The sequence below is a fragment of the Tautonia sociabilis genome, assembly GCF_003977685.1.
GTDB lineage: Bacteria > Planctomycetota > Planctomycetia > Isosphaerales > Isosphaeraceae > Tautonia > Tautonia sociabilis.
The window spans coordinates 1-12,765 of sequence record NZ_RYZH01000071.1; the positions used below are offsets into that span (position 1 = coordinate 1).

A 12,765-nucleotide genomic window follows, 5' to 3' on the forward strand; every position below is an offset into this window, starting at 1 on the left:
CGCTGCCCCTACCAGGTCCTGGGCCTGGTGCTGCCGACCGCCGACTTCTGGGAGCTGCTGCAGGCCGACCCCGCCGCATTGACGCAACAACTGTCAACCCAACAGGATGGCGGATGAGACAGTGCCCCGAGCACAACCGCGACGGCCAGTTCCAACACGTTTCCCTTGAGGGCGAATCCCTTGAACTCGGCCCACCACCGGAACACCATCCTCATCGCGTTCCCCCCGCTCCTGGCCCCCGTCGATCCCCAGCGCCGATCGTATGCCGACGGACGCTCGCCGTCGACCCTCCCGCTCCTGACCGGCGGCCGGCCATGACCGCTCTGCTCGGCGACCGCTTCCTTCGAGTCGCCCTCGCGTTCGAGCTCGGCCTGGCCGCGCTCGGGCTGGCGATCGGTCGGGCCGTCGGGATCGACCCCTGGCTCGATCTTCACCCGGGGCTTCGAGGGTTCGCCCTGGGAGCGATCGCCACGATCCCGATGGCGGCCTTGCTCCTGTATTGCGATCGGCTGCCGATCCGGGCCCTGCGACGGATCCGTCAGCTCCTCGACGATCTCATCCTCCCGATGCTCCGGGGCCGGTCGCCGACCCAGCTCGCCCTGCTCGCCTTCGCGGCGGGGCTCGGAGAGGAAACGCTCTTCCGCGGGCTTCTCCAGGCTGGCCTGGCCGGTCGCCTGGGCCCGACCGCGGCCCTCGCCGTCTCCTCGCTCGCCTTCGGCCTGGCCCACGCGGTGACTCCCACATACGCGGCGATCGCAAGCCTGATCGGCTTCTATCTCGGCTGGCTCCTGCTGGCGACGGGAGATCTGATGGTGCCCGTCGTCGCGCACGCCCTGTATGACCTCATCGCGCTGATCTACTTCCTCCGAACCTCTCCGGGAGCTACGATTGGCCCCGCCAACGCCCCCCCCGACGAGGAGACGACGTGATGAGTCCGCCACCGATTGCCCTGCTCCTCGCCGGCCTCGCCGCCTGGAGCGGCCCCCCGGCCGACGATCCAGCACCGCTCTCGATCCGAGGCGTCTACGGAGGCGTCCCCCGAGCCATTCTCGACCGGGGAGAGACGCTGGCCGACTACGGGATCAACGCCGTCTGGATCGGGTCCGGTGGGCTCCGATCCGAGGACATCGCTCTGCTCCGATCGCAGGGGGCGAGGGTCTTCGCCGAGTTTAACACGATGCACGTCGCCTCGTTTGTCGAGGAGCATCCCGACGCGCTCCCGATTGGCCCCGACGGCCGGCCGAGCCCGCCGCCCGATGGCTGGCAGGGGATCTGTCCCTCGCATCCGGGCTATCGAACGTTTCGCATGGCGGAATTCCGCCGCGTGCTCGCCGCGTTCGAACTCGACGGGATCTGGCTGGACTATCACCACGCTCACGCCAGCTGGGAGCGAGACGTTCCCCTGCTACCCGACACCTGTTTCTGCGACCGCTGCCTCAACCGCTTCCGGGAGCAGACCGGGATCGACCTGCCGGACGGTCCCACCGCCGAGGTTTCGGCGCTCCTGCTCGGTCCTCACCGGGAACGTTGGGTCCAGTGGCGCTGCGACATCTTCACCGACTGGGTCCGCCAGTTCCGCCGCATCCGGGACGAAACCCGTCCCGACGCCCTGCTCGGTACGTTCCATTGCCCCTGGACCGACTCGGACTTCGAGGGCGCGCTCCGGACCAAGCTCGCGATCGACCTGAAGGCCCAGGCCCCTTTGTTCGACGTGATTAGCCCGATGCCCTACCACGCCCGATTCGGCCACGCCGACGACCCGGACTGGATCTCCCGACAGCTCTCCTGGCTCGGCGAGCACCTTGGCGTCGACGGCTCGGGAGGCGGCCGGCCGCTCGTCTGGCCGATCGTGCAGCTCTCTGATTGGGGGGAGCCGGTCCCAGTCGATCAGGTCGTCCCGGTCCTCGAGCGAGGCTCCCGGGCGCCGGCAACCGGGGTGGTGGTCTTCGCCTGGGGGAGCCTCGCGCAGGACTGGCCCAAGGTCGAACGCCTGGGGACCTTCTACCGCGAGCACGTCGGGAAGCCCGACCTCGGGCCGGCCTCCCCGTGACCGAAGCCCCCGGGGAGCGATCGTCCGGGGTCGACCGCCCCCCCTACAATGGGGGCGGAGCCTCGGCCCCGGGGTGCCCGCCCTGTCGGGCCCGGGAGACCGAGCCGCCGACCGCTTCCGGGAGTCTCCTCGCCATGACCCACCCCTCCGATCCGACCGGCCCCGCGCCGTCCCCTCGAGCGCGACGACTGGGCCCGAGCCTGTCCCTGTTCGGCCTGGCCTGCTGGGTCGGCACCATCGCCCTCTACCTGCTGCTCCGGCCGGCGGATCCTCCCCCTGGCGAAGCGATGCCGCAGGGCACCCCGATGCGGTTCGTGCTCGCCTTCGTGGTCGCCTCGCTTGGCGTGTTTGCCTCAGCGATCATCTCGGCCGTCGGCCTGTTCCTCAGCCTGACTGAGCGTCGCGGCCTCCGCGACTCCGGGACCACCCGGGGGGTGGTCCTCGGCTCGATCGGGGTCGGAGTCCTGGTGCTCGTCGTGGCGGAGATCATCCGGATGGCCTTCTCGACCACGGTTGCCCAGGAGGTCCCCCCGGACTTCGAGCGGGCCGAGGCGGCGGCCAGGTAATCCTCGGGCGGAGGGCAACCTTCCGATCACGGGGCCTGGGGAGCGGCGTTGCGCGCCCGATCCGGAGTTGGCCCCCCCCCGGCCGGAGGCGGAAGGACGAGGAACCCGTAATGGCGGGCGAATCGCCACTGACGATACCGGGCGTACCAGGCCCGTCGAGCCGGGTCTTTTCTTCGTCGAGGACGTGTCGCATCCATCGCAGTGCCTCCCCTCTCGCGAAGCGTAGCCCCCGATCGAGCGAGTTGCGGAACACCCTCACGCCCCGGCGGAAAAATTCGAACGATCGGAGGGAGGTCGGCCGGCATCCCGCCCGGCTGGACACCGGAAGCGGCCGGCGCAACAATGCTTGGGTCGAGCCTCGGTGTCCCCCTCGGCGGGGAGGGCCGGGGTCGGTTGCGCCTCCCGACGGGCTCGAGGAGCATGCAGACGTCGCACGATGGCGGCCGATTACTACGAAATGCTCGGTGTTCCTCCCGAGGCCGATCGGAAGACGATCGAGGAGGCGCTCGCGCGCTGCCAGCCCAAATGGTCGGCCGGGGCCCGAAACCCGAAACACCGGCACACCTATCAGTCCTACCTCGACCAGATCCCGACCATCCGAGCCACGCTCCTGGGAAACCCCTCGGCTCGGGCCTCCTACGACGCGGAACTTGCCGCCCAGCGCCGGCTGCAACTCGACCGCAAGCTCGACGAGCTCTCCCGCCTCGTCCGGCTTCGGGCCGCGAAGGGAGGCCTGTCGGTCTCCGACCGGGATCGCCTTCGGGTCGAAGCCGACCGGCTCGGCGTCCCTCCCGCCGAGTTCGACCGCCTGCTGGAGCCGGTTCCACCACTGCCGGAGGCCCCCGCCGACCCGGAACTCGACGCCGAGCCCCTTCCCGACCTGATCGACTCCGCCACCCGAGGGCAAATCCGGCGCACGTTGGAGCACCTCGGCCGGCTCGACCTGTACGATGCCCTCGGGCTCCAACGCGACGCCCCCCAGGCCGAGATCCTCTCCCGGGCGGATGCCGAGCGCCAGCGATGGCGGCGGAAGTCCCGAGTCTCCGCAGAGATGACCGCCTGGCTCGAGGTCATCTCCTACGCCCAGTCCCACCTGGGCACCCCGGAAGCCCGAGCCCGGTACGACCGGACCCTGGAGCACGAGGCCGAGGAGCGGTTCCTACGAGCGGTCCACTTCTGCCTCGACGGCGAAACCCGGCTGGCCCCCGGGGCCCGGACGGCGCTTCTTGCCGAGGCGGCCAGCCTGGGGATCGGCCCCGATCGGGCCGATCGTCTCCTCAGACGCGCCTGCCGGGCCCTTGGCATCGCCTCGGAAACGGTCGCGACCGCCCCCTCGGATCGCACCCAACCGCTCCGATTGCTCCGATGTCGCTCCTGCCGGGGGGTGACGGAGCTCGCCGACGCGGAGCGCAACAGCCGAGGCTGCCGGCACTGCGGCGACTCGCTCCGCTGGGACTGTCCGATCTGCCGACGAGACCACTGGGTCGACGAGCCCCGCTGCTCCTGCGGCTTCCGCCTCGAGCTCCGGGAGCCGATGCTCCGTCACTTCGAGGCCGCACAACGCGCCCACAAGGCGAGGGACTACGCCTCGGCCCTGGCCCACCTGCACCGCATCCAGGAGTTCGCCCCCGACCACGCCGGAACCCGCAAGGCCGTCGAGAAGGTCAAGGAACGCCTCGCCGAGATAGAGCGCACCCGGTCCTCCTTTGAGCAGGAAGCCGCCCGCCGCCACCTCCTCGCCGCCCAGAAGGCCCTCCGAGCCTGGGCGGCCCTGGTCGACCCGACCGACCCCGAGGTCCGCTCCGCCTTCGACGAGGTGAACCGAGGCCTCCGGGAGGCTCGCTCCCTCGCCGCCCGGGGCATCGCCCTGATGACGATCGACCCGGGAGAGGCCCGCGCCTTGCTCCGACGGGCCCTGGATTGGTCCGCCGACCTGCCCGAGGCCCGAGACGCCCTCCGCCGATGTCCCCCCGACCCGCCCGTCGACCTCCGAGCCGAGGTGGAGCGGGACGCGGTCATCCTCCGCTGGTCTCCCCCCGCTCCAGATGGCCTCGGCCCGGTCTCCTTCCGGATCGTTCGCAAGGCCAGGGGGGTGCCCGCCACTCCGACCGATGGCGTGACGATCGCCGAGACGTCCGAGACCCAGTGCCGGGACCCGCTCGCCTCCCCCGGAGAGGTGGTCGGCTACGCCGCCTTCAGTCAAAGAAACGACATCGAATCGGTGCAAGGGGCCGTGGCCGGGCCGGTCGTGATCCTGGCCGACGTGCTCGACGTCCGCGTCGAGACCCGCAGCGGCGAGGTCGAGCTCTCCTGGCGGCTCCCAGCGGGGGCCTCCGGCGTCCGGGTCGTCCGCAAGGCCGGCGAGCCTCCCTCCGGCCCCGACGACGGTTCCGCCGTCGACGCCCTGCCCGACGGCGCCAGCGACCGGGGGCTGACCGACGACCGTGTCTATCACTACCGGATCGCTGCCCTGTATCGCACCCCGGACGGGAAGGAACGCCTCTCCCGGGGCGTGACCGTCGCCGCGATGCCGCATCCTCCCGTCTCCGTCGTCTCCGAGCCGGAGGTGGTGCCGATGCCCGACGGCCGGATCCGGGTCTCCTGGGATGTGCCTGAACGGGGTCAGGTGAAGATCCTCCGGACCGAGCGGCCCCCCTCCCTGATCGAGGGCCAGCGGCTGCCGAGCGGCCAGGCCGAGGCCCTGGAGGGCCACTGGCTCCCCGTTGCCGCACCCGATCACGCGATCGACGCCCGCCCTCCCGGCTCGGGCCTCTGCTACTACACCCCATTAACCTTCTGGGCCGGCACCTGCACCGCCGGCCGCCCCGCCGCCTTCTCCCGACTGCCGGACCCGAGCGACCTGCGCGCCGTCCGGATCGGAGGCTCCGGCCGGGTCCACCTCCGATGGCGCTGGAGCCCATCGAGCACTCAGTCCCTGGTCGTCTGCAAGGCCGGCGGGCCTCCCTCCGGCCCCGACGACCCCGACGCCTTCCGCGAGGTCGTCCAGGAACTCGACTACGGCCGTCGCGGCTTCTTTCCGCTCGACCTCCCCCCCGGCGAGCCCGCCCCGTACCACATCGCCGTCTACAGCCTCGCCGAGGTCGACGGCCAGAACCTGACCTCCCCCGGCGTCGAGCCGACGGCTAGAACCGTCGTCCCCGGCCCGTTGCCCGAACTCTTCGTCTCCTACGCGATCCGGCGCCCCCGATTCCCCGGCCGCCCCTGGACCATCGCCATCCAGACCGACCCTCCCGGCTCCCCGGTCCCCCCGCTGCTCCTGGTCGGGCATCCTCGCACCGTCCCCCTCTCGGCCGACGACGGCGAACCCTTCGATCGCTTCCCCGCTTGCCGAGGCGGCGACTCCTTCCGGTTTTCCCCTCCTCTCCGGATCAGCGAATATCGCCTCCGCCTCTTTGTCGACCCGGCTTCCCCAGTCGACCAAATGTCACCGATCCGCCTGCGCCACCCCGAGGCGGAACGGACGCGCGTGTGAGCCCGGACTGGCCTCGAAGGCAGGGGATCCTCGATCGCTGTGGAGGCTTGCGCCGTCCGAACGAGTGAGGTTTCATGGGGAATGGCGGAAAAACGACAAACGCATGCACACATCGAATGGCGCGTGCGTCTCCGCCAGCGGGACCGAAGCGCCCGAATTCCCATAAGGTGAATTCTAATAAGGATTTTGTCCGTCGCTCGTCGGAGAGAGATCGGAGTCGATGGGGAGGTGGCGGGGGCGTTCCGAGGGCATCGAGGTGTCCCATTGCATTACAAGGGGGGCTCGATTCGCTATAATGGATCGGTTCCAGCACGGACGGCGGCTCTCGCCCGGCCGACCCCGACCGTCCCCGCCGGGGCTGGCACCCGGGGCACTCCAAGCGGCAGGACCAAACGACCATGAATCGGTTGCAATCCAACGCGGACGACTTCTATATCAACGTGAATTTGAACACGGAAATGGAGCTCCCGACCGCCCGGGACACGGTGTTGCACTTCTTCGAGCAGATGAAGAAGGGCTTCCCGGAGCTCCAGAACTTCTACACGAGGGACAACGGCGATCTGGTGCTGGAAGGGGACAAGGACCGTGGCAGCTATCGCTGGCTGGCCATCGAGCAGCGCCGGCTTTGCTCCGGATTCGTGAACCCGCCGACCCCCGAGGAGGCCTACCGGCAGCACGAACTGCTGCTGGAGCTGGCCCCGCACCTCCTGACGATCAGCGTGCTGGACTGCGAGGCGCTGGACGTCATGTTCGGCTTCGACCTGACGTATGAGGGGAATCACGACGAGGTCGTGGCCGAGGCCCTCGGCATCGGCTACGGGCCGGAGGGCTTGCTCGACGTCCCGGGCGGCCGGGTGATCCACTACGAGCCGTCGGTCACGCTCGCCCTGGAGGAGTCCTGCCGCCTCCAGTGCCGCCTGAGCGTCGAGACGAGGACCAACGCGTACCAGATCCGCACCGGAGAGTTCCCCGAGGACCAGATCAGCGTCTACTTCACGATCCGGCAGTACTGGGGGACCGGCCCGGAGCGGAGCTTCGTCGAATCCTTCCGCCGCCAGTGCCAGATTGGCGAGGAGCTGGTCCAGGAGAAGGTCATTCCGAGGATCGTCCAGCCGCTGGCCCAGGCGATCGCCTCCCGCTGATCCCCCGGCGAGACAGGATGGTTGGGGCGGGGACTTGCCCGTCCCGGCCAATCAAACGAGAATCAGACACGGCCCCCCGGTCCAAGCCGACCGTCGGGGCCGTTCTCCTGCGCCCTCCGGCGCGGCGCGGGATCGATCTCCGAACTCCTCTCCGACCCCGTCCGGACGCCACCGCCATGCCTCGCCTCAGCTCTCTGGCCCAAGACCTCACGACCGAGACGGCCTTCAGCGTGCTGGCCGTCGCTCGATCGCTGAAGGCGAGCGGGAAGGAGGTCGTCGAGTTGGAGATCGGAGACAGCCCCTTCCCCAGCACCCCCCACGCCAAGGAAGCCGGCATCGAGGCGATCCGGGCCAATCGCACCGGCTACTGCCCGAGCCTCGGCCTGCCGGAACTGCGCCGGGCGGCTGCCGCGTTCGTCGGTCGCGAGTTCGGGATCGAGGCCAGCGCGGACCACGTCGTGGTTGCCTCCGGCGCCAAGCCGTTCGAGACCTACTTCGCCGAGGCCCTGCTGGAGCCTGACGACGGCGTCCTGATCTTCGGCCCCCAGTTCCCGACTTATGTGCCGAACCTCCGCCGAGTCGGTGCCCGCCCGGTGCTGGTCCCCCTTCGGGCCGAGGACCGCTTCCGTCCCCAGGCCAAGCAGATCGCCACGTTCCTCCGGGACGACCCCAAGCCTCGGGCCATCTTCTTGAACTCCCCCCACAACCCGACCGGCGGCGTCGCCACGGCGGAGGACCTCGACGCCATCGCCGACATTGTCCGGGGGACCGATCTCGTCGTGCTCTCCGACGAGCCGTACTGCCACATGGTCTGGGAGGGGACGCACGAGTCGCTGCTCGCCCGACCGGGGATGATGGACCACGTGGTGGCCGCCTACACCATGAGCAAGTCGTACAGCATGAGCGGATGGAGGGCCGGCTTCGCAGTCGCCCATCCCGAGGTCGTCCAGGCGATGGGCAAGCTGATCAACACTTCGGCCTCCTGCTGCCCTCCCTTCGTCCAGCTCGGCGCGGTTGCCGCCCTGGAGCAGGACTCGGAGACTCGGGACGACTATATGGGCCGCTTCCGCCGCAAGGTCGAGCGCCTCTCGGACGGGTTGTCCACGATCGAGGGAGTCGCCGTCAGCCGGCCCGCCGGGACCTTCTACGTCTTCCCGGATGTCCGAGAGATCTGCAACCGGCTCGGGCTGACCTCGCACGGCCTGGCGATGTACCTGCTCGAAGGGGCGGACGACGGCTTCGGTGTCGCCTGCCTCGGCGGGGAATGCTTCGGCCCCGCCGGTGCCGGCTTCCTCCGCTTCAGCTGCGCCGAGCCGGACGAGGCGATTGACCGGGCCCTCGCCTTCCTCCCCGAGGCCCTCCGCCGAGCGGACCACGTCCGGCGATACCGGGACCAGCACCCCGAGCACGTCCTGACCGAACCCTACTCGGGATGATCCTCTCGGCGACCGAGGGTCGAGGATTGCCGAGATCGCGCCGCTGTCCGGCCTCGGCGATCCTCGATTACCGTTCCGTCGATCCTCGGGCGGCCAGGCGTTCCACGGGCCGGGGATTGAGGTCGGGGGCGGGCAGGATCAAGGGGTCGGCGACGATCCGGTCCCCAGGCCGGAGGCCGTCGCGGACCTCGGCGTAAACGGGATTGCGGATGCCGAGTTCCAGCTTCCTCCAGGAGACGGAGCCGTCCCTTCCCTCGAGGGCGGCATAGGGGACCTCGTCGATCCATCGGATCGCCTGGACGGGGATGCGGGTCACGTCGAGCCGATCGCCGAGGTGAAAGGCGACCTCGGCGCTGAGCCCGGGACGGATCCCCTCGAAGCCTCCCTCGATGGTGACGACGGCGGAATACAGCTTCACGTCGGAGACGATGTTGGCCGGCTGGGGAATCGGCTTGATCTCCTTCACCCTCCCCGGGAGCGGCCGGTCGGGGAAGGCGTCGATCCGGACCGTCGTTCGCATCCCCTCACGAACTGAGTTGATCTTCGATTCGTTGATCTTGACCTGGACCTGCATGTTCTCCGGGTCGGGGAGCTGGATGATCGCCTGGTTCTCCCGGACGGTGACCCCTTCGGCGATCTCGTCCTCGACCCGACCCCAGGTGTTCGTATTCCTGGCGTAGACGACGATCCCTTCGGCCGGGGCGTAGAGCTTGCAGTTGGCGATGGCGCGCTCCAGCCGCTTGAGCCGGTCGTCCTCGACCTGGAAGGCGGCCTTCTGGCTGAGCAGGTCGGCCTTCACCGCCTCGATCTTGGCCTCCAGACTGGTGAGGATCCGCTCGCCGGTGTAGTCGGTCAGCCTCCTCCGCATCTCCCTGGCGTTTTCGAGCTCGATCTCCCACTGTTCGAGCACCAGCCGATCGCCCAGCAACTGAGCATCGGATCGAAGCCCCTTCCTGTGCAGGTCCAGGGACCAATCGTAGGTCTCCCGAGCCTCCTGCTCCTTGGTCCGACAGTTCTCCAGGTACTGGTCAACCAGAGCGATGTCTTGCTTGTAGATGCCGTCCCGGTACTCCCGCAACTCGATCTCGGCGACCTCGAGGATCGTCTCGGCGCGGAGGACCCACGACTTGGCCTGGGCGTGCCGGATGCGTTGCGCCCGCAGCTCTTCCTCGAAGGCGGAACTGTCCAGCTCGCAGACCAGGTCACCGGGCTCGACTCGACTTCCCTCGTCAATGAGCCAGATGATCCGGGTTGATCCGGGGCGTTCCTCCCTGCCGAACCCGCCCCCCCTGGACCCCTGGTCGCCACTTGATAAGGAGTTCGTGTTGCTGCGGGCGGTCGTCGTCGAGATCACTCCCCGGATCGGAACGTGAGGGGTGACGCGGTAGGAAAAGCTCCGGATGTTCGGTCGATCCGCCAGGGCCGAGGCCGACGATCCGCCGCCTCCCGAGCCGCCTGCGACCCCTCCCGCCGCCCCTCCTCCAGATCGGCCCCCCCCGGAGGAGCCTCCGGTACCGGCTCCGCCGGCCCCACCACCCTCGCCGCCGACCCCCGCCGCGCCGCCGGCGGCTCCTCCCGTGCCTCCAGCGGCTCCTCCCATACTGGAGCCGCCTCCCCCTCCGGACGTTGAGCCTCCTCGGCCTCCTCCTCCCATCATCCCGCCGCCTTCTCCGCCGACGGTCCCGAGCAGGGCCTCAACCTTGCAATAGATGGTGGTGTTATTCGAGCTTTCCAGGGCGCCGCTCTCGATCAGGTAGGAGCGAATGACCCCCCGATCGACCACCAGGCTCGGAAACATCTGCCGGTCGTCGGCCGAGAGAAGCGACCGGATTGCATCCGGATCTCCCCAGATGAGCCACCCGGCGATCCCCGCCGAACCGAGGACCAGGAACGTCAGGAACGCGCGGAGGGTCGCCGCGCGTCGCCGGCTCGACCGGGGCCGGGGCGCAGGCGTAACGGCCGAAGCAGGGACGCCCGTCGACATGGAATGCCGCTCCGAGTGACGTGGGGAGTACGGTCGTCCGATCGATCGCCGGGCCCCCCGGTAGAGATCGGGAGGCGGAGAATGGCAACGTCATCCATTTGACATTCATAGCCTACCCCCTTGTCGCCGGTCAAGCGCCGGCCGGTCCTCCCCATTCCCCCCGCGTCCTCCCCACCGGCCGTTCGGCCGAGACACCTGGTTGCGGAGGGCGGGATGAGCACCGGGCGGCTCGGCGGTTCCCGAGTCGTTGCCCGCTGTGGTAAGTTACGTCCGATCGGGGCGGCCTGGCACGAAATCCGCTCGCCGATTCCCTGGCGGCCCCCCTCCCCAGAGCGGGTGAGGGGATGCCGCCCCAACCTGACACCGTCGACGACCCGTACCTCGGAGGAACCACCGATGGCCGAGTACAGCCTCCCGCCGCTCCCGTACCCGTCGAATGCCCTGGAGCCTCACATCGACACGCAGACGATGGAGATCCACCACGGCAAGCATCACAACACCTATGTCACCAAGCTCAACGAGGCCCTGAAGGATTACCCCGAGCACCAGGGCAAGCCGATCGAGGAACTGATCTCCGACCTGAACGCCCTTCCCGAGTCGATCCGGGGGCCTGTCCGGAACAACGGCGGCGGGCACGCCAACCACTCCCTGTTCTGGACGGTCATGAAGCCGGGGGGAGGCGGCACGCCCGGCGGGGCGCTGGGTCAGGCGATCACCGACACCTTCGGCAGCTTCGAGGCGTTCAAGGAGGAATTCTCCAAGGCGGCGGTGAACCGCTTCGGGTCCGGCTGGGCCTGGCTGGTGGTCAAGGATGGCAAGCTCGCCGTCACCTCGACCCCGAACCAGGACAATCCGCTGATGGACGGTTCCGGCACGCCGATTCTCGGCCTGGACGTCTGGGAGCACGCCTACTATCTGAAGTATCAGAACAAGCGTCCCGACTACATCGCCGCCTGGTGGAACACGATCAACTGGGATGAGGTCGAGCGCCGATTCCAGGCCGCCAAGGGTTGAGCCGCCGTCGTCGGCGATCGCGATCGGCGATCGCCGACGACCACCGTTCGATCGTCTCGGGCCGATCGGGCATCCATCGCCCGCATCGATCCATGAGCATTGGCCAGGGGCGGGAACGGCGGTCTCGTGCCTTGTCGTTTGCCCGCAATGGCTTCCGGACCGTTCGGCTCGTCCTGGGGTCGGTGTCGGCAGAGCCTGCCGGGGCCTCGGCAACCCACCTTGACCCCCTGGGGCGATCGGCTAGGATCCGGGCGCCTCGCGGGTTGGACCCGTCGGGGTAGGTCCACGTCCGTAACGACCCGGGCCCCCGTGACACTCGACCGAGCCGCATCTGGTCCCGCATCCGTCCGGCCCGGACCCACCGCGTCTCGTCCCTTCGTGATCCTCGCGGGGGGGCGTCGTCCGGTGCCCATCAGGAAAAGAGGGAATGCCGATGGAACGGCTCCTGCTGAAGCGCGGCCTGGTCGCCCTGAGCGGCCTGGCCCTGGTGATCTCCGCTTCGGGTTGCCGGGAACGCAACCTCCGCGTCCCGCCGCCGACCCACTACTCCGACGCTGGGGCCGCGGTCCCGGAGTCGGTTCCGTACGCTGGCACGGGCATGACACCGGTCGACCCCGCCACGATCTCGCCTTACGCTCCCTCAGGATACGGGGCCCCGGGCAGCTACGATGCGGCCGCGTCGCCGACGGCTGGATCCTACGAGTCCCCGTATGCCTCGCCTTACGGGACTACTGACGGTGCGCCGAGCAATACTGTCCCCTCGGCCTCTTCCGGGGCCTCGTCGAGCGGGTATGAGGGGACGACCACCGGCGGGGTTTACGCGTCCCCGTCGTCAGCTCCCTCGTACGAGACGATGAACTACGCCCCGTCGGCCTCGGCGCTGGCCCCGCCGGCGGCGACCGCCGGATCTCCTGAGGCCGGCGGTGCCTCCACCACGGCCGACGTCGGCGCATTCTCCGGTGTGCCCCCCGCCGACGTCTCGAGCGCGCCCGCACCGCCGATCCCCACCGAGATCCCCATGCTTCCGTGATCTGCTCCCGAGGCTGCCCCTCCGCCGGGCCAGGGGCTCCGGGGGGATGG

Annotated in this window: 10 protein-coding genes; 8 read left to right on the plus strand and 2 right to left on the minus strand. The window is 69.4% G+C overall.

Annotated elements, in window-relative coordinates; genetic code table 11:
- Positions 1 to 8: 8 nt before the first annotated feature.
- Positions 9 to 215: an MscL family protein gene (locus TsocGM_RS28015; RefSeq protein WP_199756885.1), complete on the minus strand. Its 207-nt coding sequence runs from the start codon at positions 213 to 215 to the stop codon at positions 9 to 11.
- A 99-nt stretch (positions 216 to 314) separates the two neighbouring features.
- Between TsocGM_RS28015 and TsocGM_RS26310 the strand changes: the two genes are divergently transcribed.
- From TsocGM_RS26310 to TsocGM_RS23455, 6 genes are all read left to right on the plus strand, one after another.
- Positions 315 to 929 (plus strand): CPBP family intramembrane glutamic endopeptidase, encoded by a 615-nt coding sequence (locus TsocGM_RS26310; RefSeq protein ID WP_158633726.1) that lies wholly within the window; start codon positions 315 to 317, stop codon positions 927 to 929.
- Positions 929 to 2,050 carry a hypothetical protein gene (locus TsocGM_RS23435; RefSeq protein ID WP_199756886.1) on the plus strand — a complete coding sequence of 374 codons (1,122 nt, stop codon included), beginning with the start codon at positions 929 to 931 and terminating at the stop codon, positions 2,048 to 2,050. The genes TsocGM_RS26310 and TsocGM_RS23435 overlap by 1 nt, the downstream gene beginning before the upstream one ends.
- Before the next feature lie 134 nt (positions 2,051 to 2,184).
- Positions 2,185 to 2,616, plus strand: coding sequence for a hypothetical protein (locus TsocGM_RS23440; protein WP_126727892.1), 432 nt, complete (start codon positions 2,185 to 2,187; stop codon positions 2,614 to 2,616).
- A 436-nt stretch (positions 2,617 to 3,052) separates the two neighbouring features.
- Positions 3,053 to 6,109 (plus strand): fibronectin type III domain-containing protein, encoded by a 3,057-nt coding sequence (locus tag TsocGM_RS23445; protein ID WP_126727893.1) that lies wholly within the window; start codon positions 3,053 to 3,055, stop codon positions 6,107 to 6,109.
- A 398-nt stretch (positions 6,110 to 6,507) separates the two neighbouring features.
- On the plus strand, positions 6,508 to 7,251 hold the full coding sequence (locus TsocGM_RS23450; RefSeq protein WP_126727894.1) for a hypothetical protein: 744 nt from the start codon (positions 6,508 to 6,510) through the stop codon (positions 7,249 to 7,251).
- Between the two features lie 176 nt (positions 7,252 to 7,427).
- Positions 7,428 to 8,687, plus strand: coding sequence for a pyridoxal phosphate-dependent aminotransferase (locus TsocGM_RS23455; RefSeq protein WP_126727895.1), 1,260 nt, complete (start codon positions 7,428 to 7,430; stop codon positions 8,685 to 8,687).
- Positions 8,688 to 8,754: 67 nt separating this feature from the next.
- Here TsocGM_RS23455 and TsocGM_RS23460 read toward each other — a convergent pair whose 3' ends face one another.
- Positions 8,755 to 10,671, minus strand: coding sequence for an efflux RND transporter periplasmic adaptor subunit (locus TsocGM_RS23460; protein ID WP_233579139.1), 1,917 nt, complete (start codon positions 10,669 to 10,671; stop codon positions 8,755 to 8,757).
- A gap of 396 nt (positions 10,672 to 11,067) precedes the next feature.
- Between TsocGM_RS23460 and TsocGM_RS23465 the strand changes: the two genes are divergently transcribed.
- Together TsocGM_RS23465 and TsocGM_RS23470 are read left to right on the plus strand one after the other, a co-directional pair.
- A complete protein-coding gene (locus TsocGM_RS23465) occupies positions 11,068 to 11,685 on the plus strand; it encodes a superoxide dismutase (protein ID WP_126727896.1) in 618 nt (205 codons plus the stop codon).
- 433 nt (positions 11,686 to 12,118) lie between these two features.
- A complete protein-coding gene (locus tag TsocGM_RS23470; protein ID WP_126727897.1) occupies positions 12,119 to 12,715 on the plus strand; it encodes a hypothetical protein in 597 nt (198 codons plus the stop codon).
- Positions 12,716 to 12,765 lie beyond the last annotated feature (50 nt).

What these genes read in the sequence shown, in the direction of transcription:
- TsocGM_RS26310 (WP_158633726.1), top strand. Translation starts at nt 315, where the DNA reads ATGACCGCTCTGCTCGGCGACCGCTTCCTTCGAGTCGCCCTCGCGTTC.
- TsocGM_RS23470 (WP_126727897.1), top strand. Translation starts at nt 12,119, where the DNA reads ATGGAACGGCTCCTGCTGAAGCGCGGCCTGGTCGCCCTGAGCGGCCTG.
- TsocGM_RS23460 (WP_233579139.1), bottom strand. Translation starts at nt 10,671, where the DNA reads ATGTCGACGGGCGTCCCTGCTTCGGCCGTTACGCCTGCGCCCCGGCCC.
- TsocGM_RS23450 (WP_126727894.1), top strand. Translation starts at nt 6,508, where the DNA reads ATGAATCGGTTGCAATCCAACGCGGACGACTTCTATATCAACGTGAAT.
- TsocGM_RS23440 (WP_126727892.1), top strand. Translation starts at nt 2,185, where the DNA reads ATGACCCACCCCTCCGATCCGACCGGCCCCGCGCCGTCCCCTCGAGCG.
- TsocGM_RS23465 (WP_126727896.1), top strand. Translation starts at nt 11,068, where the DNA reads ATGGCCGAGTACAGCCTCCCGCCGCTCCCGTACCCGTCGAATGCCCTG.
- TsocGM_RS23445 (WP_126727893.1), top strand. Translation starts at nt 3,053, where the DNA reads ATGGCGGCCGATTACTACGAAATGCTCGGTGTTCCTCCCGAGGCCGAT.
- TsocGM_RS23435 (WP_199756886.1), top strand. Translation starts at nt 929, where the DNA reads ATGAGTCCGCCACCGATTGCCCTGCTCCTCGCCGGCCTCGCCGCCTGG.
- TsocGM_RS23455 (WP_126727895.1), top strand. Translation starts at nt 7,428, where the DNA reads ATGCCTCGCCTCAGCTCTCTGGCCCAAGACCTCACGACCGAGACGGCC.
- TsocGM_RS28015 (WP_199756885.1), bottom strand. Translation starts at nt 215, where the DNA reads ATGAGGATGGTGTTCCGGTGGTGGGCCGAGTTCAAGGGATTCGCCCTC.